Origin of the sequence: Salinarimonas soli (genome assembly GCF_008386575.1) — a bacterium.
In the GTDB taxonomy this organism is placed as follows: Bacteria; Pseudomonadota; Alphaproteobacteria; order Rhizobiales; family Beijerinckiaceae; genus Salinarimonas_A; species Salinarimonas_A soli.
In genome coordinates, this window is sequence record NZ_VUOA01000043.1 from 17,668 (window position 1) to 43,131 (window position 25,464).

At 65.7% G+C, this 25,464-nt stretch carries 24 protein-coding genes; 12 read left to right on the top strand and 12 right to left on the bottom strand.

Features of this window, described 5'->3' with window-relative positions:
- Positions 1 to 57: 57 nt before the first annotated feature.
- The 3 genes from F0L46_RS22780 to F0L46_RS22790 all read left to right on the top strand — a co-directional run bounded on the left by F0L46_RS22780 (position 58) and on the right by F0L46_RS22790 (position 4,546).
- The gene (locus F0L46_RS22780; RefSeq protein ID WP_276315618.1) at positions 58 to 1,584 is read left to right on the top strand and encodes a cellulase family glycosylhydrolase; all 1,527 of its coding nucleotides are present in this window, start codon (positions 58 to 60) and stop codon (positions 1,582 to 1,584) included.
- Positions 1,585 to 2,124: 540 nt separating this feature from the next.
- Positions 2,125 to 3,207: an acyltransferase family protein gene (locus F0L46_RS22785; RefSeq protein ID WP_149821915.1), complete on the top strand. Its 1,083-nt coding sequence runs from the start codon at positions 2,125 to 2,127 to the stop codon at positions 3,205 to 3,207.
- A 490-nt stretch (positions 3,208 to 3,697) separates the two neighbouring features.
- Positions 3,698 to 4,546: a TylF/MycF/NovP-related O-methyltransferase gene (locus F0L46_RS22790; RefSeq protein ID WP_149821916.1), complete on the top strand. Its 849-nt coding sequence runs from the start codon at positions 3,698 to 3,700 to the stop codon at positions 4,544 to 4,546.
- 26 nt (positions 4,547 to 4,572) lie between these two features.
- Here F0L46_RS22790 and F0L46_RS22795 read toward each other — a convergent pair whose 3' ends face one another.
- From F0L46_RS22795 to F0L46_RS22805, 3 genes are all read right to left on the bottom strand, one after another.
- The gene (locus tag F0L46_RS22795) at positions 4,573 to 5,547 is read right to left on the bottom strand and encodes a glycosyltransferase family 2 protein (protein ID WP_149821917.1); all 975 of its coding nucleotides are present in this window, start codon (positions 5,545 to 5,547) and stop codon (positions 4,573 to 4,575) included.
- A gap of 325 nt (positions 5,548 to 5,872) precedes the next feature.
- Positions 5,873 to 7,147, bottom strand: a complete 1,275-nt coding sequence (locus F0L46_RS22800) for a polysaccharide biosynthesis/export family protein (RefSeq protein WP_149821918.1) — start codon at positions 7,145 to 7,147, stop codon at positions 5,873 to 5,875.
- The gene (locus F0L46_RS22805; RefSeq protein ID WP_149821919.1) at positions 7,144 to 9,339 is read right to left on the bottom strand and encodes a GumC family protein; all 2,196 of its coding nucleotides are present in this window, start codon (positions 9,337 to 9,339) and stop codon (positions 7,144 to 7,146) included. Before F0L46_RS22805 ends, F0L46_RS22800 begins: the two co-directional genes overlap by 4 nt.
- A 345-nt stretch (positions 9,340 to 9,684) precedes the next feature.
- Between F0L46_RS22805 and F0L46_RS22810 the strand changes: the two genes are divergently transcribed.
- Positions 9,685 to 11,010, top strand: a complete 1,326-nt coding sequence (locus tag F0L46_RS22810) for a lipopolysaccharide biosynthesis protein (protein WP_149821920.1) — start codon at positions 9,685 to 9,687, stop codon at positions 11,008 to 11,010.
- Positions 11,011 to 11,104: 94 nt separating this feature from the next.
- Here F0L46_RS22810 and F0L46_RS22815 read toward each other — a convergent pair whose 3' ends face one another.
- Positions 11,105 to 11,773, bottom strand: a complete 669-nt coding sequence (locus F0L46_RS22815; RefSeq protein ID WP_149821921.1) for an LbetaH domain-containing protein — start codon at positions 11,771 to 11,773, stop codon at positions 11,105 to 11,107.
- Between the two features lie 336 nt (positions 11,774 to 12,109).
- On the opposite strand from F0L46_RS22815, the gene F0L46_RS22820 reads away from it, so the two are divergent.
- Together F0L46_RS22820 and F0L46_RS22825 are read left to right on the top strand one after the other, a co-directional pair.
- On the top strand, positions 12,110 to 13,498 hold the full coding sequence (locus F0L46_RS22820; RefSeq protein WP_149821922.1) for an O-antigen ligase family protein: 1,389 nt from the start codon (positions 12,110 to 12,112) through the stop codon (positions 13,496 to 13,498).
- 299 nt (positions 13,499 to 13,797) lie between these two features.
- The gene (locus tag F0L46_RS22825; protein WP_149821923.1) at positions 13,798 to 14,082 is read left to right on the top strand and encodes a hypothetical protein; all 285 of its coding nucleotides are present in this window, start codon (positions 13,798 to 13,800) and stop codon (positions 14,080 to 14,082) included.
- Positions 14,083 to 14,123: 41 nt separating this feature from the next.
- On the opposite strand, the gene F0L46_RS22830 is transcribed toward F0L46_RS22825, so the two are convergent.
- On the bottom strand, positions 14,124 to 14,429 hold the full coding sequence (locus F0L46_RS22830; RefSeq protein ID WP_149821924.1) for a hypothetical protein: 306 nt from the start codon (positions 14,427 to 14,429) through the stop codon (positions 14,124 to 14,126).
- 444 nt (positions 14,430 to 14,873) lie between these two features.
- Positions 14,874 to 15,017, bottom strand: coding sequence for a hypothetical protein (locus F0L46_RS26335; RefSeq protein ID WP_188312102.1), 144 nt, complete (start codon positions 15,015 to 15,017; stop codon positions 14,874 to 14,876).
- Positions 15,018 to 15,827: 810 nt separating this feature from the next.
- Here F0L46_RS26335 and F0L46_RS22835 point away from each other — a divergent pair.
- Positions 15,828 to 17,312 (top strand): hypothetical protein, encoded by a 1,485-nt coding sequence (locus F0L46_RS22835; RefSeq protein WP_149821925.1) that lies wholly within the window; start codon positions 15,828 to 15,830, stop codon positions 17,310 to 17,312.
- 239 nt (positions 17,313 to 17,551) lie between these two features.
- On the opposite strand, the gene F0L46_RS22840 is transcribed toward F0L46_RS22835, so the two are convergent.
- From F0L46_RS22840 to F0L46_RS22855, 4 genes are all read right to left on the bottom strand, one after another.
- Complete coding sequence (locus F0L46_RS22840) at positions 17,552 to 17,848, bottom strand: hypothetical protein (RefSeq protein ID WP_149821926.1); 297 nt, start codon at positions 17,846 to 17,848, stop codon at positions 17,552 to 17,554.
- Positions 17,845 to 18,177 (bottom strand): hypothetical protein, encoded by a 333-nt coding sequence (locus F0L46_RS22845; protein WP_149821927.1) that lies wholly within the window; start codon positions 18,175 to 18,177, stop codon positions 17,845 to 17,847. Before F0L46_RS22845 ends, F0L46_RS22840 begins: the two co-directional genes overlap by 4 nt.
- A 170-nt stretch (positions 18,178 to 18,347) precedes the next feature.
- Positions 18,348 to 18,560: a hypothetical protein gene (locus F0L46_RS22850; protein WP_149821928.1), complete on the bottom strand. Its 213-nt coding sequence runs from the start codon at positions 18,558 to 18,560 to the stop codon at positions 18,348 to 18,350.
- A gap of 60 nt (positions 18,561 to 18,620) precedes the next feature.
- The gene (locus F0L46_RS22855) at positions 18,621 to 18,932 is read right to left on the bottom strand and encodes a hypothetical protein (protein ID WP_149821929.1); all 312 of its coding nucleotides are present in this window, start codon (positions 18,930 to 18,932) and stop codon (positions 18,621 to 18,623) included.
- A gap of 249 nt (positions 18,933 to 19,181) precedes the next feature.
- On the opposite strand from F0L46_RS22855, the gene F0L46_RS22860 reads away from it, so the two are divergent.
- The 4 genes from F0L46_RS22860 (at position 19,182) to F0L46_RS22875 (ending at position 20,748) form a co-directional block, all read left to right on the top strand.
- On the top strand, positions 19,182 to 19,412 hold the full coding sequence (locus F0L46_RS22860) for a hypothetical protein (RefSeq protein WP_149821930.1): 231 nt from the start codon (positions 19,182 to 19,184) through the stop codon (positions 19,410 to 19,412).
- 3 nt (positions 19,413 to 19,415) lie between these two features.
- Positions 19,416 to 19,730 carry a hypothetical protein gene (locus F0L46_RS22865; protein ID WP_149821931.1) on the top strand — a complete coding sequence of 105 codons (315 nt, stop codon included), beginning with the start codon at positions 19,416 to 19,418 and terminating at the stop codon, positions 19,728 to 19,730.
- A gap of 182 nt (positions 19,731 to 19,912) precedes the next feature.
- The gene (locus F0L46_RS22870; RefSeq protein WP_306461780.1) at positions 19,913 to 20,488 is read left to right on the top strand and encodes a Ros/MucR family transcriptional regulator; all 576 of its coding nucleotides are present in this window, start codon (positions 19,913 to 19,915) and stop codon (positions 20,486 to 20,488) included.
- A gap of 53 nt (positions 20,489 to 20,541) precedes the next feature.
- The gene (locus tag F0L46_RS22875) at positions 20,542 to 20,748 is read left to right on the top strand and encodes a hypothetical protein (protein ID WP_149821932.1); all 207 of its coding nucleotides are present in this window, start codon (positions 20,542 to 20,544) and stop codon (positions 20,746 to 20,748) included.
- Between the two features lie 37 nt (positions 20,749 to 20,785).
- Here F0L46_RS22875 and F0L46_RS22880 read toward each other — a convergent pair whose 3' ends face one another.
- Together F0L46_RS22880 and F0L46_RS22885 are read right to left on the bottom strand one after the other, a co-directional pair.
- A complete protein-coding gene (locus F0L46_RS22880) occupies positions 20,786 to 22,414 on the bottom strand; it encodes a sensor histidine kinase (RefSeq protein WP_240540121.1) in 1,629 nt (542 codons plus the stop codon).
- Positions 22,415 to 23,498: 1,084 nt separating this feature from the next.
- Complete coding sequence (locus F0L46_RS22885; RefSeq protein ID WP_149821934.1) at positions 23,499 to 23,702, bottom strand: hypothetical protein; 204 nt, start codon at positions 23,700 to 23,702, stop codon at positions 23,499 to 23,501.
- Between the two features lie 299 nt (positions 23,703 to 24,001).
- On the opposite strand from F0L46_RS22885, the gene F0L46_RS22890 reads away from it, so the two are divergent.
- Positions 24,002 to 25,219 (top strand): hypothetical protein, encoded by a 1,218-nt coding sequence (locus tag F0L46_RS22890; protein ID WP_149821935.1) that lies wholly within the window; start codon positions 24,002 to 24,004, stop codon positions 25,217 to 25,219.
- Positions 25,220 to 25,464 lie beyond the last annotated feature (245 nt).

The window sequence follows — 25,464 nt, forward strand, 5'->3', positions numbered from 1 at the left end:
TTTTTTCAAGTGACTTCCAGGGCCGGGAGCGAGGGTTTCAGGTCCTCAATTCCACACGTGAGTGGGTTTCTGAGCACGCGGGGCAATCAGATCGTCGATGAATCCGGAGCGACCGTGAGGCTCACGGGCGTGAATTGGGACGGCTTCGAAACGCCTAACATGTCACCAACCGGGCTTTGGGCCCGCAACTACCGGCACATGCTGGAGCAGATGAGGGACGCAGGCTTCAATAACGTCCGGCTGCCTTTCTCGGGCGACATCATCTCGGCCAGCCCCCACACGTCCGGCATCAGCCTCACGCTGAACCCCGACCTGGCGGGCCTTACACCCCTCCAGATCATGGACAAAGTTATCGCTTACGCGGGCGAGATCGGCCTGCGCGTCACCCTAGACTACCACCGCCGGGAGGCCGGATACGGGGCCGAACCCGACGGCGCGTGGTCATCGGTCACCCATTCGCAAGATGAATGGATCGCAAACTGGGCGACGCTCGCCGAGCGCTACGCCGGAAACAAAACCGTCATCGGCGCCGATCTCTTCAACGAGCCGGGCGGTGACTGGGGTACGTGGAGTACCGCGGCCGAGAAGGCGGGGGCTGCCATTCAGGCCAAGAACCCGGACTGGCTCGTATTCGTCCAGGGGAACATGGTCCACAACGGGGACTGGTATTGGATCGGCGGGAACCTGCAAGGCGCCGGCGCCGACCCGGTTCAGCTTCCTCTCGCGAACAAGGTGGTGTACGCGCCACACGATTATCCGCCGTCCGTTGTCGATGTCCCGTTCCTGCGTGGGATCGACCAGAAGACCCTTCAGGACCTCTTCCAAAAAAACTGGGGTTACATCTACGAGAAGAACATTGCTCCGGTGATGATTGGGGAGTTTGGCAGCCGCTATGAGGCCGCTGGTGACTTCCCGTGGCTTAAGACCTTCTACAACTACATCCAGGGTGACCTCGACGGAAACGGTGTCCAAGGCGGGCGCCCCGGCGACAAAGGCATGGGGTGGACGATCTGGACCTGGGGCCCCCTCTCAGGCGACACGGGCGGCATCGTATCCAGCGACTGGTGGACCCTGAACCAAGCCAAACTCGACGACCTGCGGCCGCTCACGGGGGGGCTCCTGCCGACGAGCAGCGCGGTCGCTTCGGCGAGCGCCGCGAACAAGGTCGAGTTCACGATAACCCTCCCACAAAATTCCGTCTGGGATACGGTCTACTATTTCAAGACTGCGGACGGGACAGCCAAAGCCGGAAGCGACTACGTGGCCAAAACTGGCGTCATCCATATTCCAAATGGGCAGAATACGGCTCACGTCAGTGTCGAGGTGATCGACGACCACGTCCAGGAGGGCACGGAGGACTTCTATTTGGAAATCTTCGCGCCCTGGGCGCCAACGCAGGTCCTGTACCGCGCCGTGGGCAGCATCTTGGACGACGATCAGCCGATCTTGCCGGTGTGCAATATACCACTGCCGAGCTACGCCACAGCGGGCGCCTCCGCGGCCTTGCCGCCAGACTTATTACCGCAAGGCGGCACGCACGTGAACGACCTGAGCGCGAGCCACGGCTTGGGGTGGGTCCTTTGATGGGCGCCCATAATCGTGTGCCCGTTGGCAGGCCGCACCGGGGCGCGAGCGGGCGCTGCAGGCGCACGGGACCATCGGCGTCACGGCCCCAGCACTAACGCCACCCGTGCCCGGTGCGCATCGCGGGACAATGACGTGGCCGCCCTGATTGCCGCCCCCCGTCGAGCCGCGCGGGGGAACGGCCCATGGGAGCGTGAACACTCGAGGCACCAGCCCCGGCCACCAGGCCGGGGCTGGTGCCTCGGCAGGTTGCGCCCCAGGCGAACTGCGCCCGAATCTGCAGGCGGGTCCCGTAGCGGCGCACACGCGGCTTCGCCACCGTCACGCCAATTGGGTCACAAGCGGCCGGATCCACCCGTGGAAGGCCCCGCTGGAAGGAACTGCTCGGTGGCGGCCGACGACGGCGGGGGACCAGGGACCCGGCTCCAGCGGGCGCATCCCCAACGCGGCCGGGCGTAAGCCCCTTGGCACTATCCCAAGACGTGAGAACGGCGATACAAGGAGGGTAGACGCCGATTCACGTGACGAGGGTTAGTGGAGATGGATTACCGGCCGCTTGGAGCATACCGGACGCTCCTTGCCTCCCTCGTCGTCATGCAGCACGTGAACCACATCGCTCCAGTTGGCTGGACTGTGCACCACTTCGCTTCCGGCACGTTGAGTGTGCTCGCTTTTTTCAGTCTGTCCGGGTTCGTCATCACCGAAGCCGCCGAAAAGCTCTACCGGGGGCGGCCAGTCGCGTTCTTGATCAACCGAGCGCTCCGGCTCGGGCCCCAGTATCTCCTCGCGCTCGCCGTTTCCATGCTTACAGTTTGGGCGTGCTCAACACTCGCACCCCATTATTTTCCGAGTGCCTTGATACACGGCAGTCCATCCGAGATGTTCAGTGTAACGAACGTCATCAAAAATATATTAAGCATCATACCCGGCATAAAAGCTGAGCATCCGTTCGTGCCATATGCGTGGGCCCTCCGGGTCGAGGCGATATTCTATTTTATATTAGCTGGCGGAATATTGATCAGCGCGCGGCGTCCCACCCTCGGGATCATCGGAATATCAGGCGGATGCGCCGCGCTGTTCGGCATGTTCCTCGCGGGAAAGGCGCCGAGTATGATGCAGAACGTGCCCTATTTCGCATTCGGCGCCGTCCTCTACTGGACCATTCGAAGTCCATCGATCGGCCGGCACATGATTCTTGCGGCACTCTTCGTGCTTTCGCTCTGGACTTGCGTGACTGTGACCCTGCCTGAGACGTTCAGTCTGGCCTTCGATCCGGCCGAGAGATTGGTCCACGTGTCCCTGTTCTCCATATTGTTGTTGATGCCGTGGTGGCTCGCCTCGCTCCCGGTCAGCCCACGAGTGGCCGTCTTGGATCGCCGGATCGGCGACCTGTCCTTTCCACTTTATCTCCAACACTTCGCGGTCATCGTCGCCGTGCATGCAGCCCTGCCGGCGTCTTATTTTACCGTCGCCGTCGTGTTTGCCGCGTCCGGCGTGTTGGCGGTGATTGCCGACCGCGTGGTCGAGACCCCGTTGCGCTTGCTCCGTGACCGGATCCGGGGGCGTGCCCTCGATGCCGCCGGGTCACCCATGCCGATGCAGCGACTGCGTTCGTCGGCATAGCCGCGTCCGTCCCGCCCACGGTGGAGCGGCCCGGGGAGGCACCCGCCGCGAAGCGAGCACTGGCCGGGAGGGTGCTTGCCCCTGAGGGCGCGCCCGGCACCGTAAGTACGAAGTACCACCCGACGCCGCGCCCTTTACGGCGCCCCGAGCCCTCAATCCGGCCGCCCCACCGGCGCGCCTCTTCTGGATACGCGACCGGAAAGAACACGGCAGAGTTGGAGGCGCTGGCCCCGGCCCATGTTACAACGCACCGGACTCGACGCGGGAGCACACGGTGATATCAGATCCTGCAACGCGATCAGACTGACGCGTCAAACGGAGGAGCCTGATTGGGCGATCCGGCGCCGCGTCGTCGCGAGCGTGGGGCGGGGCCTCGAGCGGAGCCGCGGGGTGGTGCACGTCGAGTGACCCCAGGCGGCGTGGCATGGGCGCGGACAAGCGCTACGCGGCAATGTGCGTCTTGTGCCGTGCAAACCATGGATAGGTGATTATGAGCCAGACGAACCCGCCTGATTTCCTTGCCATCAAGGAGCGGTGCGCCGGCATGCTGGAGCCGGAAGTCTACAAGATGATCTACGAGACCGCCCGATCGAGTGGGCCCGGCGATCTCGTCGAGATCGGGACGGCGCGGGGCGCCGCCACGGTGGCGCTGGCGCTCGGGATTGGGGCGAGCGCTAACCCCGACCGCAACGTCGTGACGTTCGACCTGCTCGACCCCTTGAACTACCTTGAGGACGCCGAGCGGCATGTCGCGTCCGGGGCCGACCTGTCCGAGCGTTTCATCGCTCAAATACGGGCGAACATCGACGCCTTCGGCGTGACGGAGCGGGTTCACCTGAACTTTGGGGACGTCGCGGACACCTACCCCCGAGCCGACGTACGGGCGCCGCTCGCGGGCGTTATGGTCGATGCCGACGGCGCCCTCGACCGCGACTTTGCGCTCCTCTACAACGACCTCGCACCCGGGGCCGTCGTCATCATCGACGATTGCGATGACGCGGCACACCTCTGGCGGTGGACCAATGGTGAAATCCGCGTTGATCTCAAGCATAAGTTGACGGCTAGCTTCATTCGCTACTTCACCAAGCTCGGCCTCTTGGAGCCCACGGCCGTCATCCGCAACACCTATTTCGGACGGAAACCATTGGCGGCGACCCAAAGCGTCGATTTCTCCAGGCTCGACATCATCGGCGTGTATCGGGAGATCGTCTTCTCGAATGTGGACCGGTCTCTCGTCCCGGTTGGCCCCGTCCATGGCGCCCGCACGGCCGCGGTGAAGGTCCTGAAGTCCCGCTTCCCGGCTCTGTACCGGACCCTCCGGAACGCCCTGCAGCGGTAGGCCCGCCAGATCGCGCCCCGACCCGGTCACCGACTTTGGGGAGGCCCGCCGGTTGGGGGCGCGGTGGGCAGTGCCGTGGGCCCACGCCGGCGAGCGACGGCACGAAGCCGCCGCACGGCCGCGCCCGGCAGGACGCAACGGGCGAGGAGGCGGGCCAACTGCCCAGTTGAGAGCCCCCCCTCCCGGTAGGCCGACACGAACCGCGCCAGAGCCCGGGGCGGGCTCTGGCGCCACAGGAGGGGGCCGAGGCAGCGTGCCTCGAAGGCAGCCCGCGCGCGGGGCGACAGGTGCCGTCCGGCCAGAGCAATGAAACGCTGCCCGGCCTCGAGATTGTCCCGGCTGCCAAGCCGGTCCGGCCGGTCATCGTCGAACCACACTGACAGCGCCTCCGGGACCTGGAGGTAGCGCGCGCCACCCGCGACTGCCTCCATCAAGAAGAGGTGATCCTCATATTGGCGAAGCTCCTCCCGGAAAGGGGTCCGCCGCGCGTGGGCCGCCGGCAGGAGGAACGAGCTCGCCTGCGCAAAGCCCTCCTCGGCGTACAGGAAGGCCCCGATGTCGGCCCCATCGCGGGGCGATTGTTCAGGGAGCACCACCCGCACGCCGCCCGGCCGAACGACGATGGTCCATGCGACGCAAAAGACCCCGTCCGGGTCGGGGGCGGCCAACACGGCCGCGACTTGCCGCTCAAGCTTCTGGGGAAGCCAGACATCGTCTGAGTCGAGGAAGGCAACAAACCGACCACGCGCGGCGGCGATGCCCGTATTGCGCGCGGCCGAGACGCCCCGGTTCGTCCCGTGACGGATGATGGAGATCCGGGGGTCACGGAATTCCGCGATGGCCTCGTCGGGCCGGTCGGTCGAGCCATCGTCGACAATCAGGAGGTCCCAAGCGGCGTGGGTTTGATCCAGGACGGATTGGACCGCCCTCCGCAACGACGGTGCCCGATTGTACGCTGGAATGATCACCGTGACGTGGGCCGGGTCGGGTTGCAGTGCCATCGGAGGCTTCTCCTGTTGGGAGGGGCGCGGCGCCCCGTCATGCTCTGGCGGCACTCCGGCCCGCGCCGGCCTACCCCGGCGGGGCGCCCGCCCGGCCTGCCGTGACGGATGCGTGACCGGCGCGCCGCCACAGCTGACTGCCCTGCAGGCCCGCACGCTCCTGGCAGGGCGGGCGTGTCCCGCCGGGGCACTGCCCGCGGATGGAGGTCGCCCTGGTCCGGGGGGCCACCCGGCGCCAACCCATCGGGCCGGGCCACATTGGGCCAATGTATCCGCGGGCCCCCGGTCCGGCCCATTGAGCCTGACGCAGCGCGCCCTGGGGCCATCAGCGCGACGGCTCGGCCGGCGGGCCGAGGGGGGTTTCAAGGGCCAGGGTCACTTCCACCACGTCGCTGGGGATCAGTTCTGTGTCTTCGGTGGCCTCGATGCGGGTCCGCCCGGTCTCGGTCTTGCGGAAGACGGCGAGTTGGGGCTTGCCGCCGCTGCCGCGCACGAGCTGTGATTTCATCACGCCCGCGTAGAGGAGTTTCTCGCTTACGCCGCGTATCTTGGCCCGCAAGGTCAGGACGCGGACGTCGGCCTCTTGCAGCTCCCGCAAAAGATCCGCGCGATACTGCTCGTCGAGTTTGTCCAACTTGCGCCGTGCCTCCTCCCGTTGCTTGCTCATTTCGGAGAGTTGAGCTCCCGTCTGGAGTAGGCGGGTCGACGAGAGGAGAAACGCGCGGCGGGCCTCCGTCGTGCGGGTGGCCGACGTGATCCCCCGCTTGAGCAGGGCCTGGGTTCCCTCGGCTTCCTCCCGGTCAGCCTTGAGGCCCTCACGCTCCTGCTCCTGCTGCTCGCGGAGCAGGGTAATCTGCTCGTCGAGTTGGCCGATGAGGCGCCTCAAGTGCTGCTTATCCTGGTCAAGATTGGCTCGGCTCGTCGCCAAACGCCGCCCCGCCATCTCGATCATGCCCTGCGTGACTTTGGGCCCCAGGGGGGTCTCCTCGAACCCGGCCGTCGCGATGTCGCGCTTGCCCTGCAGATCCGCGTCGATCCGCAGCTTCTCTGCAAGCGCATTGGCGTATTCGGTCCACAGGGCTTCGTATTCTGAGCGGAACTCAGCCGCGTCGAGGAACGGATCCTTCACGCGAAAACGGGCGACGTCGAGGCCGCCCGCGACGGCAATGGCCTGCCGGACCGTGAGGCCGGGCCGGAAGGGCTGCTCGCCCGGCTTGCTCACGTCGCCATTGACATAGACGGGCCTGTACTCAGCGACCCGGACGGCGATGTCCCCGGCCTCGATGGAGGTCGGGCGGTCCCGCCCATCGATCGACCGCGTGTAGAACACGCGCGACACCAGCCGCTCCTGCACGCGGGACCGCAGTTCAGCCAGGGTCAGGCCGGCTGCATTGAAGCTGCCCGCCGACGCGAGGTTCAATTCGCCGTCCCGGCCGATTGCGGCGCGCTGCGTAATGGGTTGAGCCCCGGCGATCACGAGCTCGATGACGTCACCCGCTTCAAGCTTCGTCTCGGCGTAGGCGGCGGACGGCCATCCCAAGGTCGTCGCCATGACCAGGCAATGCAGCAGAACCAACAGTGGTGTGGGGCGGAGGATCATGATTGCTCAAGCTTCCGGAGCCGGCGGCGGGGCAGGAGTGACCAGGCACGTCCGATGTGGCTCAGCAGGGCTGGCCCCAGAACGCGCGACCGGGCCCTGTTCAAGATTGCGCCAATGATGCGTTCGGCGAGTTCGGGTGAGTGCGCGAGTGCGTCGGCCAGTTCACCCCGGCGGGTCCGGTTGGCCTCGACCACGAGGAGCACAAGGTGCAGGGCCGGGCCGAGGGCGCGTGGGTAGCGTGCCTCTCGCAGCGCCGGCAGGTCAAGAATAATGACGTCGTACGAGGGCCGCATGGCCGTGATGGCGCGCGCGAAGCCGCCATTCAGGATCCCGGCGACGCCCCGCCCCCGCTCGCCCGCGGACAGGACCCACACGCCTGTGCCCGGCTCCAGGACAGGCACGTCGAGTGTCTCGGGAAGATCGAGCTGGCGCGACAGGCCACGCCCCTCAAGGTCTACGTCGGCCACGAGGACCTTGAGGCCCGATGCAGCCAGGTGCGCCGCGAGGAGGCCCGCCGTCGTGGTCTTGCCCTCACCCCGGTGGACCGAGGTGATGCCGGCGACCAGGGCCCCGCCACTAGGGGGCGAACCCGCCATGAGGAGGATTTGCAGGAGGTCATTCATGCCGTCCCTGGCTCGTCCGTCGGCGTCGGAAAGCGCCAGGCGGTAGGTCTCCAGTCCCCCGGCGTCCACGAGGCTCAACTGGCCAACGGGCACCACGTTCGTGGTCCTGAGAGCCGCCTCCACCTCGCGGGGCGACTCAAATGTTCGCCGGACCCCCTCCCGCAGGAGCACGTACCCGCTGCTGACACCCAGGCCGAGGACGAGGCACGAGGCCAGCACGAGCGGCGTTTTCGGCCATGAGGGGAGGACGGGGGGCGTCGCCGCCTCAACGAGCGCGAAGCGGCCGGCGGGCAGGCTCTGGCTCTGGAAGGAACGATTGAAAGCCGTGAGAAGCACGTCGTAGATGGCCCGGGCCGACTCGGCCCGGCGCTGCAACTCGCGGAGCTGAACCTGATTGAGGCCGATCCTGGCGGCAATCTGCTTGACCCGTTCCACCTCGGTGGAAAGGTTACGGGCGCGGCTGTCCGCAAGATTGTAGGAGGCCTGCCAGCGCGCGAGCGTCTCCCGCGCCACGGCACGCACCGCGCCCTCCAGGCGCTCGACCTCGGCCCCTAGTGTCGCCGGGTCAGTCCGCGCCCGTGCGAGGTCTGACTGCAGGCCGACGATGGCCGGGTTCTCCGCGGCTGCCGCTCCGATCTGGGCGACGTCGCCCCCCTCAATGGCCCTGAGCAGGCGATCCACGCGGGCCTTCAAGGCGTCCGCCTCCGCCCGCGCCGCCGACGCTTGCGTGTTCAGGTCAGCAAGTTGCCGGTCGAGGTCGCTCGCGCCCGTGGCCTCGGTGACGATGTTCTCGGCGCGGAAGGTCGCGGCCGACACCTCGGCGGCCGCGACCTCGTCGCGCATCTGCCGCAGGCGGTCCTGGAGCGACAGCGTGATCTTCGCTGACGCCTCCCGTTGGGTTTTGACCTGATGAGCCACGTAGGCTTCGGCCACGGCGTTGGCGACCTCGGCGGCCCGGTTTGGGTCATGTGACCAGTAGCTGAAACGGATCAGGAGGCTCTGGCCGACGCGTTCGGCCCGGACACGATCAGCGAAGGCGACAAACTTCAGTTCATCTCCGCTCCCGGGCGAGGGCGGCTTGAAGGTCAAGAGCCCCACAAGTTGGCCGATCCCCCGCCGGACAGCCCCGAAAACGGAGACAGCGTTATATTCAGGGTCGTTTGCAACATCCAGGGCGACAGCGACGTCACGCCGCAGCACATCCGAGCGCGCGATCTCTAGATCGCTGTTCAGGATCATGGTTTCCAGGTTCAAGAACGCGGGCTGGCCGCCGCCTGGGTTTGGCAGGATGTCAGGCTTAACCAAATCAACCTGAACATGCGCCACGGCAGTATACTGCCGCTTGGCTGTGGCGACGTAGATGGCTCCGATGGCCATGAAAGCTGCGCAGGTCAGCGCGATGATGGGCCACCGCCGGGCAAACAGGGCGGCAAGATCCTCGAAGCTGAGAAGGGAGGGCGTGTTCCACGCCGGTGGCGCCGCGATATGCAGCGGCTGTGGGGGCGACATCATGGGACGGAGCATACCCCGCGCAGGCTCACGCTCCAGTGCTGAATGCTTCAATGCCATCAAACCCCCGTGCCCCGCCCCAGGTGCCTTGTGCCGCTCGGGGGAACGGCCGCAGTGAAACGAGCGCGAAGACAATGCCGACGGGCACTTCTTGTTCCTCCCGTATCCCCGGCCTCCGCGCCGGGCACTGGTCGGCCCCGCCCGCTCGTGCCAGACAGCGCCCTGGATCTGTGCCGGCGGCGGCCTTCCCAACGCGTTGGCCCGACGCCGGGGCTGCCGGCAGCGGCCACCCCCGGCGTGGGCGTGGGGCCACGTCGCGCTTCCTGCGGGGAACGTCGCCCGTTTGAGGCTGTATAACGAGGGGCGGCCCTGCACTCGACGCCGCCCCGCTGCCGGAGGGAGCACATGGGAAGCCTGCTGAAGCGCTTGGCCGGCCTATCCCGGTCCGACGTCCTGCGCCAAGCCCTGCTCGGGCTGGGCCTTCAGGCGTTCGGGAAGGTCCTCGCCTTCGGCCTGACGCTTCTCCTCGCGCGCCTGCTTCAAGCCTCGGAGTTCGGCTCCTTCGCCTACGCCAGGAACTGGGTCTTCCTGTTGGGGCCCCTGGCCACCCTTGGCTATGTGGGAGCCGCGCAGCGCTTCATCCCCGGGTACCTGTACGATGAGGCCTACGGGTCCGCTGCGGGGTTCACTTGGCACTGCTTCCGGGTCGTGACCACCGTCGGTGTCGCCGTGGCCGTCGCGTTCGCAGCCGCCGCCGTCACGTTCCCCGACCTCATCGATGGATCATATTGGTGGGCGGCCCTTTGCATCCTGCCCAGCATACCGGCCTACGCCGTCCTCTTCGCCCTGCTCGCCGTCGGACGCTCCTTTAACCTGACGGTCGTCGCCTACGCGCCGCTCCTCATCGCGCAGCCTCTGCTGCACCTGCTTCTCTTCTACCTAGCCGTGGCCGGCGGGTTGCCGGCCGACGGCGTGACGGCGTCCGCGTCCTTCGCAGCGGCGACGGTCCTGGTCTGCGCCGCCTCCCTGCCGATCCTGTGGGCGCACGTCCCGCGGGCGGTCCGCGAGGCGCGGCGGGTCACACTGCGCCGGCCCTGGCTTGAGTTCGCCCTCCCCACCTCGGTCACGGTCGGCGCGTCAACGGTGATGGCGCGATTTCCCACTGTCGCCGTCGGCCTGTTCTCCGCCGCCACTGGCGTTGGCCAATTTGCAGTCGCGCTGGCCGTGGCCCAGACGCTCGCAATGGCGCGGGACGCCGCAAGCGGGGCTGTTCTACCTGAACTGTCACGCCGCGTCGCGGCCAACGACGTCGCGGGCGCGAGGCGCGTGCTCGCCCTCGGCCTTGCAATAAGCCTCGTCCCGACACTCCTGGGGGCGTCGATCTTTTGGATTGCCGGCGACCGGATCCTCGGGGTTTTCGGGCAGTCCTTCATCGGCGCCGGGCCCCTCCTGGACGTGCTCGTCCTTGACCAACTCATCCAGACAGCCGCATTGCTCCCAAGCGCGTTCCTGACAGTTGTTGCCCGGCCTCTCCTAAACATCCGTATCCTGTCCGCCTCGGCATTCGTCGGCTCGGCGATGTCGCTGGTGCTGGCAAGCCAGTGGGGACCGGCCGGCGCCGCATTCGGGTCTCTCACCGCCAGTCTCGTCCTGCTTGTGCTGACGTCGCTCGCCTGCCGGAAGGAGTTGTCCCGCCTGGGCCGTGTCAAGGCCTCGAGTGGGCCGGCGTGAGGACGTGCGGCGGCCGCGTCGGGCGGTGAGGTCCCCGCCGGGCAGGGGCACCACTCGGTTTCGCCGGAGATCCCGCACAATCTCTACCCTGTGGTCAGTCAGTGGCCGGGGGCCGCTGCAGAAAAGCAGGCCGCGGTGCCCCATCCCCCGAGGTGGATTCCCCGGGCCACCGATTGATGGGCTCGAACCGGAAATCAGTCCGCCGGACAATTGCGACGGGCGGCGTGATCAGAGACCGGGGTTCGACCGACTGGACCACCACCGACATGGGCGACACGAATGAACCGGCCCCCACGTGGCACCCGAGGATGAGGGCGCCCGGCCCGATATAGACGTCGTCCCCAACACTCGGAAGCAGGATGGTCCGTTCACCCTCGGCCCCCGTGTCACGGCCGCCGAGCGTGACCCCGTGGCAGAGTGTGACGTTGCTCCCGATGACTGCGCCACCATTCACCACGAGGCCGAAGCCGTGCACAATGAGGAGGCCCTCACGCAGGTCCAGGCTCCACGGCAACTCGACGCCCGCCCGGCCGCAACTCCACCGGTGCAGCCCCCGGGCACCGGCAAAGCCCAGAGCAGCCCACACGGTCCGGCGGTCGGAATAATACTGGCACAGGCGAATGGTGAAGACGGGGGCAAAGGTTTTATTGCGGAGGGCTTCCAAAATCACCCGCCACCACGCGAAACGGGAGGGGCCTCCGACCCGGTGGTAGTCGGCTCGCACGGCGGTATCGAATGCAGGCGGATCGAACGGCAGGGGCATGTGACTCCACACGGCACGGCGCGACGCCCGAGCGCCAGGCCCAGGAAGGCCCTGTCGCTCACGCGTAAGGTATCTGAGGGATGGGGCGCGCTGGCTCTGATCTAGGGCGCGTGTCTGCCTCCTCCAAGGGATGTGAGTCTGCCCGTGATTTGCTTTATAGGTTCGGCCTGGGCCCACGCCCGCCCGCTGTGAGATGCTCGATCTTGCCGTTGCCGTCTGGCCGCGGCCGGCGCTGGTCTGGGAACTCCGCCCCACGCCGGATGTCTGGCGTGGGCCCGCCGGGTGTCACGCGGCAGGGCGGGCCGGAGGCTGATGGGGCAGGGGGAAAGTGTCGTAGTGACCGGGCAGATGGACTGGCGTTCTTGCGTGACCTGGGCGACGCTGGTGTTGGCCGTCACGTTGGGCTCCGGCCTGATGTGGCAGGTGTTGGCGGCCGGCCCGAACGAGGTGAATTTCGACCTTTCGGCGATTTCCCGGGTGGGTGTTCTGATCTGGGCCGGGCTCTACGGCTTGATGTGCCTCAGCATCCTGCTCGGCGCGAGGCACGCGTTGGCCGGACTGGCGGCTAATCCGCTGGGCGTTGCGCTTGTCGCTATGGCCCTGCTCTCGGGCGCATGGTCCGATATGCCGGGATATGCGACCTACACGGCCCTGCAATTAAGCATCTTAAGCATATTTGGTATCTCGGCCGGTCAGCAACTGAGTATGCGCCAAGTGTGGGGCGCAATCGCGATTGCCTTCAGTATCGTTGTCGTGACCTCCGTTGTATTCATTATGCTTCTGCCAAGCTATGGGATTGTGCAGTCGACGCAGAATCAGGGCGCGTGGCGCGGGGCATTCCTGGAGAAGAATATCTTCGGGGCATTGATGGTCTACGCCGTCGCGACGGCCGCCGTCGGCGCCGTGATCATGAGGGGCCGCCGTCGTTCGTGCGCCATCATCGCCCTGGCGGCCTGTTACGCCTTGATGATCCCGATCCGGGCCGTGTCCGCCTTCTTCGTCGCAATCCTCGTCCTTTGCGCCCTCACCACCCTCCTGGCTGCGAGGCAGCCCAGGCCACACGCGCAAGCCGCCTTGGGGCTCGGACTGATCGTTGTTTCCGCCACCCTCGCCGGTGGCGCACTCTTCGCAAGCGACATCCTAGAGGGGCTCGGAAAAGACACGTCGCTGACCGGACGAGACGAACTATGGGTCTACGCGCGGGACGCGATTGCCGCCCACCCATTCCTGGGGTTCGGCTTCGGGAGCTTCTGGGATAATGCGGGCCCCCTCGGGGGCGTTGATCTGACACGCGGCATCGATTGGGGGCCCCGGTCTGCCCACAACGTTTGGCTTGAGACGGGCCTGCAACTCGGCCTTTTGGGCATCGGTCTGCTCGCGGCTTTCCTTCTGCAAATTGCTAAGCGCCTTTGGGTGGCTGTATCCCGCGGTAATGATCCCGTCGTATTCTGGCCGTGCCTGATCGTTTTCGCCCACATGTGGATCGGAGCAACCGAGTCCAATCTTTTCATCCATCAGTCAGTGTATCATTTGCTGCTTTATCTTGTAGCCGGAATGGTGAGCCGAGAACTCGGCGCGGGTGCCCCGGCGGGGCGCGGTGAACGCGCCGAATTGGCGCGCCGCGCGGATTTCGCCGGAATGTGGGGCATTGGTCGACGCGCCCCGCCGCGCCCGCAAGATGTCGGGCCGGCCGGGCGAGGGGGGCATTTCGAGGACGGAACCTAGGGCCATCGCCACACCTTGGGGCGTCGCCCCCGATACTTTGTCGGCCAAGCGCACAGGGGGCCAAGAGCCTGCGCCGGCGGCCCGAGAGCACCGCCCCCCACCGCGTGTCGATGGGGGCGAGGTGAGTTGGTACTCGCCAGCGCGACTGGTCGTGTTTGCTCCCCCGACCCGGGCGCCCCTGGTGGAGGATCAGGCGTGGCGCATCGGCCGGGGCACCACATTATTCACCGTCCGAGCCTGGCGGTAATTGTGAGTGGATCGCGTCTGTGCCAGGATCACTCGAAACTGGAGGCCGATCCGTGCGTACTATTTTGTCCCTCTCGACGTTCGCTGTAGCAGCCACCATCGCGGGCTCGAGCCTCGCCGCCGACTTTGCGGTGCGTAGGACCTCGGCAGGCCCTGCCGTCGGCGTGCCGGTGGTCGTGGACGAGCTCTATCTGCGATCCAACCGCTGCCCCGACAACCCGAACTGTATCGCTCCCCGCGTGGCGCCCGTTCCGAGCGTGCGCGCAAGGGCCTATGTCGAGGTGACGCTTTCCCCGGCACGCCCGTCGTCTGAGGTGGTGCTCCAGAGCCGCTACTAACGGCGGCGGACGCGAGCGGGCCGGTGGGTCAGGCGCATCCTTTACCCAGACGGCCCGCATTGGCGCTTGACCCGCAATCGAACGCTGCAGGCGCCAGGGAAGGTCAATTCTTCGTCGAGCTCGGTAATTTGTTCGGGCACCTGATCGACGCTCGCCGCCGGGGTCGAGGCTGCCAGTTGCCATGCTGCGCGTGGCCCGACTTCCACGAGCACGAACACGCAAATGACGGGCGATGATGCTGGTCCCACGCTCAGGACGAAGTGGCGGACGAAATACAGCGGAACTGATGGCGGCGGCCGCAGAACTAAGGGAAACATTCGGCTGAAAAGCGGGTTGGTCGGTACCATGGCGGCCCCGTCCACGACGGGACATTGACGGTTTACCGCAACCCATGTTCCGGGTTTAGCACCGGGCGGCGCCAGTAAGCGTCAACGGTTTGGCACAACGACGGTCCCGCTACCCGCCCGGGAGCCGCGTCCGGTGTTGAATGACCCAGTCTGCCTGCCTTCCGAAAGCTCGCTTGTCGGGCGGACCGCTCACCCTGCCGATCTGATCCAGGCGCCCGACCATTGCGCCGCGCCCGGCCAGACCGGAACCGGGGCGAGGACCTTCACGATCTGTTAACCGATGCGGCGCAGCTTTGCCGCAGTGCGAATGAATAGCTGGCAAAGACCAGACCGCATCGAGGACCGCCAGCATGCTTGAGATCGCGTGTATGTGGCTGATCTGCGTCGCCGTCGTCCTCGAGGGCGCTTTCCGGGCGCCCGTCATGGAGGACCGCCCGGGACGCCTCACAGCAAGCCGAAAACCCTGAGCACGGCCCACAGCAGGAGGACGATCCACAGCGCATTAAGCGCGCCGCCGACGGTCAGTGCTGCAACCGGCCAGAGATCCGATGCTTGTTTTGAGCTGTCCCTTAGATCGCCGTCCGGCATAGCCTCTGCCCTATGAACACCGGCTGCCAGCCTTCCAGATGGCTGTGCTCCGGCTCTACTTGTTCCGCTCCTCTTTGGGGTAGCCCGATCGGATCTCAGGCACATCCACCCGCGTGCGGCCATGCTGTAACATCCGCGAGGTGTGGCATTTGTGCACTCAGTCCCGGTCCCCACTCTGGTGCGTCACCGCTGTCGCGCTGTTCTTTTCCCTCATGGTGCTGCATCAAGAGAGCGCCACACCCTTTGAACACTGCCCTGCACACGACAAGTATGACGAATGAGCAGAAGACAAGCATGTTCAAGGCCTGAGTTTGCCACGTTTGCCCTGACGTCACTTTATGCCACCGCCAGGAAACGAGGTTCTCTCTTCTCGTTGCCGAGGCGCCGGTCGCGCTTGTCATCCCGCCCGAGCACCACACTGGCAGCGCGGATAGGTGTCGCCATGGCTATTCAGCGGGGCCTGCCCGCCGACGCAGGGGGGGCAGGCCCCGCCGGGGGAGGTTGTCCCAGGTCGGCGCATGCTTCGCCTGGTTGTCTCCAGTGCCGCGTTGCTGGGCCACACCCGTGGGAGGGGGCGCCTGCAGCGAAACATGTTTTGGCCACATTCCAAATCGCATAAAGGGTCCCATCAAGCTAGGTTGATTTGCAAGATGACGGCTTGAGAACGAGCGCTAACGCCGTAAATCTGAGTTCGTGAACGGTAGATGTTACGAAGAGTTATCACGACGTCCGGGAAGGCGTCGATCGTGATTTGTTGACAACTAACCAGAAAACAAAGCCACCATCACGTAATACAAGGGGCATCGTGATATGGTCTATCAGACAATTGAACAGCCATTCTCGACAAGCAGTCCGTGGAACGTATCGATTGGTGCGGGCGCAACGTATCAGAGTGCGTCTGAACCCGAGACGGCGATGATCCGCACCCCGAGCCAGCGGGCGGATCCCTGGGTCCAGCAGAACTCCATGACGGTCTATCAGGCCACGAGCACCGACCCGCTTTTAACCTGGAACTACGACGCGCGCTCCACGTCCGAGTGGACCCAAGGCGGCGAGACATGGGGCGGGTCGTTCAAAATGCATACGCCCGCCGGGCTCCAATTTGAAACTGTGGACGGATGGGCAATCATCGTAGAGCCCGATGGTCAGCATTACTTCGAGACGTGGCTGGGTTCCTATGACGCTGGCTCGAACAGCTATCATGCCAACTACATCGTCCGAAACGACCTCACCACGGACGGGATCGCCGCCGCTCCAGGAGCTCACGAGGGTATTCGTGCCGCCGGCCTGTCCCTGCTCGGCGGTCTAGTGCGGGCTGATGAATTGGACAGCCTGGAGATTGATCACGCTGTCGCCATGGCAATCAGCGTTAATCAGGCCCAGAAAGGCTCGACACAAGCAGACCAGTTCGTCTGGCCGGCAACGTCCTCCGATGGTGCGGGGCCGTCCATGTACAAGGGCGAAGTTCCGATTGGGGCGCTATTCGCAATCCCGCAATGGATTGACCTGGACGCCATCGGGCTGAGCACTCCTGAGGGACGTGCCCTCGCGAAGGCTTTCCAGAACTACGGTGGTTATGTAGTCGACACTGCGGGCGATTTCACGCACGTGCTGGCCTACGTGGAGAACGGCGCCGATCAGGCGCAGATTGACAATTTGAACAAGGACGTTGCCAAGATCCGTGACCAGTTGTCCATGGTCAACAACAACAGCGCCGAACACCCGGGTGGCCCAGGCGAGGGGCTCGACAAAGGCCCTGTCCCTGCATCCGATAGCACGATCCAGGTAGATGACACGCCTGCTGCCTCCGCGGGGGGGGCAGCACAAGGAATGGACGTGCCGGTGCTTGCCGGAGCGCAACATCCGGCTCCCCTGCTGCAGGGGACTCCGACCGAGACGCACCCCGAGCCCGCGCCTGTGTCCGCCAGCACAGGACTTCCCGCGACTGCGCAGGTGGAGGTGCCAGATGTGTCGACAGCTGCGGCGAGCCCGACACACTGGGAGTTACCGCAGCCGGGTCATGCCAATACCACAGGAATTGTACAGAAGCTTTCCCACTCACCTCATGGGGCAGTGAATGAGCTCCTCTGGTCCGAATTGGGCGCTGCCGGAAGAGGGAACGCCGAGGCGCGGGTCCACGCATACACTCACGCTTCCGAGAAGTCCCACGCCATCCTTTCACATCAATCAATGGCATCCGCTCACGACAATTTAGTCCCCCAAGACGTGGCGATCCCGGATCATAGTGTTCATCAAAATGGATTCGATCCGTTTGCGCATTTTGCCTTGATGTAAAGCTGGTCAAAACGGTGCGCCGAGAAAACTGCGCAGCGCACCACGGTGTTGCCCGCGCAGCATGAGAAGGCGCACCGAATCCTGACTGTGCTCACCTGAGGCCGCCACTCTCTCGAGCGATTTGCTTCGAACGGAATGACGGACCCGTCTGCATCTGTATGCGGTCCCGCCAGAGACAGCTCCAGTGCTGGCGAGTTTCTTGGTGCCCCTTTCCGCCCGTCTCGGTCGAGCCTTTTGCGTCAGTTGGCAGGTGAATGCTGCTCCGGCGGGATGCAGGCGGACCACTCCCGTTCAAGGGTAAACCACGCCGTCACGACACGGGTCAGCGCGTGGCTGAGCCTGGCATCGCCGTCCAGAACACCAACCAATTTGAGCGTCGCGAACTGAAGCTGCACGAGTGCCTCGGCCTGCCGCAGTGTCGCCGGTACAAAGGTGAGTTGGGCGGCCGCATCGAGGATCCTGTGGGCCTGGAGTTCGACCGGCGCGCCGCCCGTGACGGCCTCACCGATCTGCTCGATCCAGTGGGACACGGTCATCGGCGGTCCCCGGGAAGCCGGGATGTGCCGAGTTGTCCCTGATTGTCCAGGGGGCTCCCCTGTTCGTCGTACCATGTTCCCTCGAACGCCAACCACGCCTTCGCAAGGTCGCTCAGAACGTCGAACCGGCGCAGATCATCATGCCTCAGTCCGGCCATGCTCAGCGCGACCCGTGAAAGGGCACGCAGTGCCAGCGCCTGGTTGACGGTAGCGGGAAGGCCGGCCAGGCTGCGCGTGGCTTCCAGGATCGTGAGCGCGCGCAGATCCGCCTCGCCGTCGCTGCCAACGGCCCGCCTAATCTCGCTCAAGCATTGAGTGGGCGTCTTCAAGGGCTCTTCCCGGGTAATGTCCGACCTCGGCACGCACAGGGCTCGACCAACGCATAGGGGCGAACAGAAGCGTGCCATGGCCCGTATCGGTGTTCGACGCGAGCGGGCCCGATCAGCACCGCGCTCGCCTCAGCGAGGGTTCAGGGCGGGGGCTTGTTCATCACGCCCACTTAACCGTTCCCTGCAAACCCGCCCCTGGCCCGAACTCCCTCGGCGCTGATGCGCCACTCCATCTCGGTGAGCGTCGCCAGTTCCGTCGGCCGCACGCGGCCGTCGATGAAGCCCCGTCGTTCCAGGCTCCACAGGGCGCCTCCATCCTCGCCCTCAAGGGCCGTGAACTCGTCCGGCATGCGGGCGAGAAGGTCCCGCTCGGCTGCAGTCAATTCACCCATCATGCTCACCCGTTCACTCAACGCCCCGTGTCGCCGTGGAAGCGCGGAGCCTCATCCCTGGACCCGCACAGCCCGGAGAATGACGACCGCGTCCACCTCCTGCATCTCGGCCCAGTAGCCGTGCCGGCGGAATGCCTCAATCGCCACGGCCTCGGGGCTCAGGCCTGCCTCGCCGGCGACCTCCCCAATCGTGGCGAAGAGCCCCGGCAGGAGGTCCTCCGGCAGGAGACCATAGTGGAAGGCGCCGTTCGCGACCGCCCGCGCCATGAACGCCGCCTGCTCCCGGTCCGACATGGCGGCGAGTTCCACAAGGAAGCGTGAGACGCTCTCCAGAGCATCGGCAAGATCGTCGTCGTTTGGCACGCCAGACATCGATTCCCGGGCCTGATGCCCACCATATGCCAAGCCCGCCGTGTGAATAGAGGGCAGAAAACGGGAGGGGAGGGTGGCCCGTGACCTGTGGGTGGACCCCGCCGCGTTCGCCTGTGCAGACGCGGGGGCGGGCGGCTGTTCAGGGCAGCGTGGAACACGCTTCAGTCATCCGACGAATGGTTATTTGTACGCAATTGAATTTATCTCTAATGTATCGCCCATCGTCCCTGGAGTTGCCTCATGGGCCCGCGCCCTGCCGCCTTCCGCCGTGCCATCCTCGTCGCAGCAATCGGCGCCACGCTGGCGGCCGCGCACGTCAACTTTGCCTCGTCTGCTCCGGCTGCCCGCGCCACCCCTCCGGCCCATCCCGTCGACGCGGAACTCGTCGGAGAAAATTGCTACTACGACGTCCAGACCGTCACCAACAAAGCCGGCCAGTCGGTCGCGGCCCGTGTCGTCGAGTGCGATTAGGCCATGCCGGGCGGTCAACGGGACGATGACCTGCCCCGCCATTGGCTGAGCCGGGTCCGGCTTGCCGGGCGGCCAGGTTGGGACAACGAAGCCCGAGCCCGTGTCGCCCTGGAAGCAGTGCGCCACCTGGCGGCACATGCCGACAGCCCCGAGCAGTGGGATGCGGTCATTGAGCTCCAACGCGCCGCGTTCGCCCTCCACGAGGCCCCGAGCGCGGGCATCGGATTGGAGATGATCGTCCACCGGTTCGTCTCGGCGTCGGGCGCACTCGACAATGCTTGGCCCGGCGGGTCCCGCACTTTGATCAGCATCGTCTGATCGCACCAGGGCACGCCGCCCGGCACCAACATGCGCCCGCCACACCGCCCGGTCCCGCCGGCTGGGGCTGATTGGCCTTGAGTCGGAGGCGGCCAGGCCAACGCCGACGCGCTCCTTGACGCGTTGCAAGGTCAAGGCTTTGCCGTCCCTCCCCTAGAGACGGAGGGGGCTCGTCCTGTGGCATGCAGGCTGCCGAGACGGTGTTTGGGGTAGACACCGTCGCCGTCATTCCTAAATGCGGCACTGGAGAAGCCCCTTCAGACCCGGACGGGGCCCATGCAAAGGATGCGCCCGCAATGCAGGATGACGGTTCGCACAACCCTGACTATATCAGCCTCGCCGCTGAGATCGTGGCCTCCTACGTGTCGCATAACAGCATTCCACCGGCCGAGCTGCCGGCCCTGATCGGCACGGTCCACCAAGCACTGCAGGGCCTGAGCACACCGGCGCAGCCGGAGCCCGTGAAGCTCGAGCCGCGCATACCCATCAAGAAGACCCTCACGCCCGACTTCCTGATCAGCCTTGAGGATGGGAAGCAGTACCGTTCCCTGAAGCGTCACCTGACGACGGTGGGCCTCACGCCGGAGATGTACCGCGCCAAGTGGGGCCTCCCCCACGATTACCCGATGGTCGCCCCGAACTATTCCAAGCAGCGGTCCGAACTCGCGAAATCGCTCGGCCTTGGCCAGATGCGCACGAGGGATCCCGGGCCCCGCCCCGAGGGCCCAGACGCGGCCAGCGGCTTGGCCGAGGAGTAAGCGAGGGCTGGCCCTCGTCCGATTTCGCACGATGATGGGATTGAACCACCGCCATGCCTGAGCCGGCGCCTGGGTTCTGGGAGTTTGGTGCCGTCCGGGAGGGAGACCGCGTCCGCATCGAGATCACGGCGCGGGCCTCGGGGGGTGAGCCCGTCACGGTCTCGTTCGAGGTCTCCCGGGAGGAGGCGCTGCGGGTGGCCGACGCCGTGGCGAGTGCGGCCGGCACGGCGTTTAACCGGACGCACCGGGATGATGACTGACCCCGCTTCAGGCTCCGCTGGAGCGGGATGCGCCGCCTCAGGCCGGCATGGGGATCGTCAACACGGCACGAAGGCCAGACCTGTCGAACGTCCTCTCGATGGTGCCCTGGAGTTCGCCACGGATCGTGCGCTCGATCAGGCGCGACCCGAAGCCGGCCCGGGCCGGGGGCGCGACGGGAGCCCCGCCCGCCTCCCTCCACTCAAGCCTCAGCACGCCCCGCTCGGCCGACCACTCGATGCGGACTTCGCCCTCGTCGGCCTTGAGGGCTCCGTATTTCGCTGCATTCGTTCCCATCTCATGCACGACCATTCCGAGCGCAATCGCGACATTGCTGGGAAGTGTGACGTGCGGCCCGGAGAACGAGACGCGGCTCGACTGAAAGGGCTTGAGTTCAACGGTCAGCAATTCCTTCAGATCGACGCCCGACCAGGCTGATACGGTGAGGAGGTTGTGTGTGGCCGACAGGGCCATGAGGCGCGCCGAGAACGCCTCGTCGAAGGACGAGAGGCCCCCCGATGTCTTCATGGTCATGCGGCTGATCGACTGCACCGTCGCGAGTGTGTTCTTCACCCGATGGTTCAACTCTTGGATCAGCGTCGCCTGCTGCTCCTCACGCCGGCGGAGCACGCGCGCCGTATCCCGCATGATGGTGCCAACCGCGTTCACCTCCTGGAGCGACGTCCGGGGGACGTCCATGTCGCGCATCTCCCTCATCGCGGCCGCCTTCACCTGCAGGGCATTGATGGCGCCCGTGATGCGCCGGCCCATGAACCCGGCGAGGAGGGCGGCCGACAGGAGGGAGACCATGGCGGCCGCCCCGCCGATCAAGAGGATCGAACGCCTTGGCGATTCGTAGACCTCCGGGAGGGCGGACACGCCGATCAGCCACCCCGTGCTGGCCATCCTGTGGTAGGCGCCCTGAACCCTGATCCCCTCCAGGCTATACACGTCCCGCCAGAGACCTCCCGCCCCCGGCGGCACGTCCTTCGTGACCTCCCACCCGGTTCGTGACATGGGCTTGCCGACCCACTCGTCGTGTGAGGGGGAGCGGGCGATGATGGCCCCGTTCCGGTCATTGATCGCGACGATCCAGCCCGCCGGGACGCGGTCGAACGCCTGCTTGAAATAGGCAGCCGGGATGATCACGCTGAGGGAGGACGTGACTCCAGCCCCGCCCGGGGCCGACCGGACCGGGATGGCAATGCCGGTGATCCAGGTCCGGCCTACGGGGCCCCAGATCAGGTTCGCGTAGTAGGTTCTGCCCTGCTCGAAGATGAGATCGTCACCCTCCGAGGCGAATTTTGGCAAGGCCGCGTCCGGCGGCAGCTTGGTGTTCATGAGTTGCTGCCCGCCCGGGTCGCGCAGCACGAACCAGAAATCGTCCGGCATTCCGATCTGCTTGATGTGCCTGCGGATCTCCGCCACGTCGCCCCCGACGACGCTTGGACTGACGGACAGCACGGTGAGCGCGCCCCGCAGGCCCTCGAGCCTGCTCTCGATGTCGGCCGCCACGGCCGCAACTTGCGCCTCGGCGACACGGTCGATGCGTCGTGCCTCCTGGTGCAGGTAGGCCCACCCAATGAAAATGCTCATCAGGAGGATCGGAAAGGCCAGGGCCAGAGCATAAAGGCGGAGGTGGCCAGTGATCGAACGAGCCTTCTGCATCAACTCCTCGAAGCCATCCGGTCGCGGGAAACCCCTAACCACCAGCAGGCCCCAAACTCAAGTCGAGCAGCCCGCACGGCTCCGATCACCGCCCGGCCAACGCCGGCGTGTCGTTGCAGGCCACTGAAGTGGCACGGCATAAAAACGTGCCAGCCCGGTCACCGGCAAACCGGCGGCAGGCGTCGCTTCCAACGCTCCCCACGCTTGAGCTCGGGCTCCGGTTTGCGGGCCCGAATTGAAGCCTGACGCGCCTGGGGCGGGGGAGGCTGGACGCCGGCTGGCACCGATGCGACGGGGATATCGATCCTGGCGGCCGCTTGCCCGGGAGGGCCCCCCTTCCGTCCTGTCATCGTCGAGGCGGCAGCGTCAGGGGAGCGGCCTCCGTTCCTACCCCGGCCCCCCGGCGTGCGAGCGGCCTTGACGCGGGCCTGTCCAGCGTCAACCTTTGACTTGGGCAGGTCCGATCCCGCGCCGCGCGCCTGCAGCAGGAGGCTCGGCAGGATGCGCCCTGATTGGGGGGCGGCCGGTACGGCGTGAGTGCGGTCGCTGGTTTCGCGTGCTCGATCCGCTTGGCCGCCAAAGATCCGGTCGACATCAGGTGAGGACGCCCCGTCCCTGAGATCCGACAGTTCGGTCCACACGCCTTGGCCGGCATCGGGTCGGGGCGAGTGTGCTGGCCACGTGGGTGAGGAGCGACTGCGTTTGACTTCGACAACGAACGGCCGGTTCTGTCTTTTCATGTCACTATTAGGTTGTTGCAGAACCTGGCTGTGACCGGTGTGAGCAACAGCAAATAGGTTCCAGATTAGGTCAGGCCATAACACTGTAACATGAAATTCGTTGCAGTGTGCCCAGTAGTGATGTTTAAAAAATCATCCCCGCCGGGCAAATCGGGCGCGCCCGGCGTGTCAGTTTACGACTACAGCCGCTGCGGCCAGGAGCCCGCCCACAAGGCAGAAATCCAGGATCGCAGAGCCAAGCGCTGCGATCGGGTGGCATTCGCGTGACTGTCGCATCATAATCGTGTCCCTCCTGTTCAGGGGAACAACGCCCCGCAGATCGATGCGGGTTCAAGGTGACAGCATCAGGCTGAAAGCTTCTGGGCTACGCGAGGCAGGTCCTCCGGCGCGAGCAGGCCGCGGTCAGTGATCACCCAAGCCTCGTCGGCCGCGGTCTCAAGCGCAAACTGAACGGCGTCCTGCATGCGGCCAAAGTGGTGTCGGTCCTGTCCGAGTAGCACCGTCGCCGGTTCGCTCGGCTTCAATCGCGTGAAATCGTCGTGTTCCATTGGTGCCTCCGCAGCGTGAACCGAAGCTAACTGCGACATCTGAAACCCTGGCCAAACGGAACGCTCAAATTGCAACGAACCCGATCCGCTCAGATGCACTGGCGCCTCGACATAGGTACCACCCGCCTGATCGTTGCCGCTCCTCGAACGCCATCTTCAGCGGGCGATCGAAGCGCTTATCCGTCCCCTTGTTGAGCCAGATCGAAAGCTAGCGGTCGCTAGCCGTTGACGCTTCGCGCGGTCGCTTCGGTTCCAGTCGTGCCGGGGGCGGTGACATGCGGGATAGAAGGGGGTGGAGCATGCAGCAACGGGCCGGCGCTATTCTCGCGTTCTTGATCTTCGCCATCGTGCTGACCGTTGGCCTCGTTCAACCGGAGGGTCTGCTCTGGAGTTGGGATCTCCTGGGCGTGCCCCGGATGCCGCCACCCAACCCACGGTTCACCGACACGATCAGTGTCACCCACTCCATCGACTGCCTTCGGGCCGGGTTCGACCCCTACCGGACGGGGCAGTGCGACCCGTGGGGCCGCATGTTCAATTATCCGCCGGTCTGGTTGGAACTCCGTCACCTCGGCGTCTCATCGGCGGCAACTGACGTGATCGGGGTCAGCATGGCACTCCTGGCGGCGGGAGCCCTGCTCATGATCCTCCGGGCCACCACACCAGTGGGTGGAGCGCTCGTGATCCTCGCCATTCTCTCGCCTGCCGTCATGTTCGGGATCGAGCGCGGAAACGTCGACGTCTTCCTGTTCTCCTGCCTCGCCTTCGGATTGGCGATCACGCATCGGATGGGGCCGGCCTCCCGGTGGCTCGCGCGGGGAGGGCTGGTTGCCGTCCTGGCCGTGTTGAAGGCTTACCCGATTGCCGCGTGCATCATTCTGGTCCGGCAGGCGGGGTGGAGGTGGGCCCCGGCGATCGCGGCAGGCCTCATTTCGCTCCTCCTTTTCGTCGTCGTATCGCGCAATCACCTCGCCTTCATCTTCTCCAACACGCCCCTCACCTCCTACTACTCATTCGGAGCAGCGCCGCTTTTCCTAGATCTCGCGGATTGGGTGGGCGTTCCGGAGGAAAGCCGCACGGCGATGAGGTGGCTTGGCGTCGGCGCCGCGTTTGTCCTCGGCCTTGCCGCGGCGGGACTGGGCATGCGCTTGTCTCAGGGGGCGCCCACACTGCTGCTGCCGGCCTTGCGCCGGGGAACGTTTCGCGACGACCTGTGTCTGGCCTGCCTGGCGATCTTCTGCTTCAGTTTTCTCTTGGGCTCTAATTTCAACTATCGCCTTATCTTCCTGCTCGGCGCGCTGCCCCGCATGATCGAGGCGTTGGAAGGCCGGAGGCAATGGCGGTTGGTCGTTCTTCCAAGCCTCGTGATCGCATTGCTATGGGCCGTCCGCCTTCCGGCCTGGGCGGCACATAGCGCGAACTGGATCGTCTACCTCATCTCGTGCGCGTGGCTCGGCACGATCCTACCGCAGATGGAAGCGGCACGCGTGAAACGACCGGAGCCGCATGGCGTGTAGGTTGGAACGCGGCGTCCTTTGCTGGACAATGCCCACGATCACACTGAGGCGCGGGTCAGCGTGCTGGAGTGCTCGCCGCGCGCCCGCGTCTACAATGCCGTATCTTATGGCGACGCTGTCCGTTCAAGAGGGCGCTCCCGCCAGTACGGCATGCGGAGCCTCCCGCATCCAAGGGTGCTTGAGGCGCCGGACGTGGTCCTCCTAGCCCATCAGTGAACAGAAGCCGGGTGGGCTGCCCGCGTCGT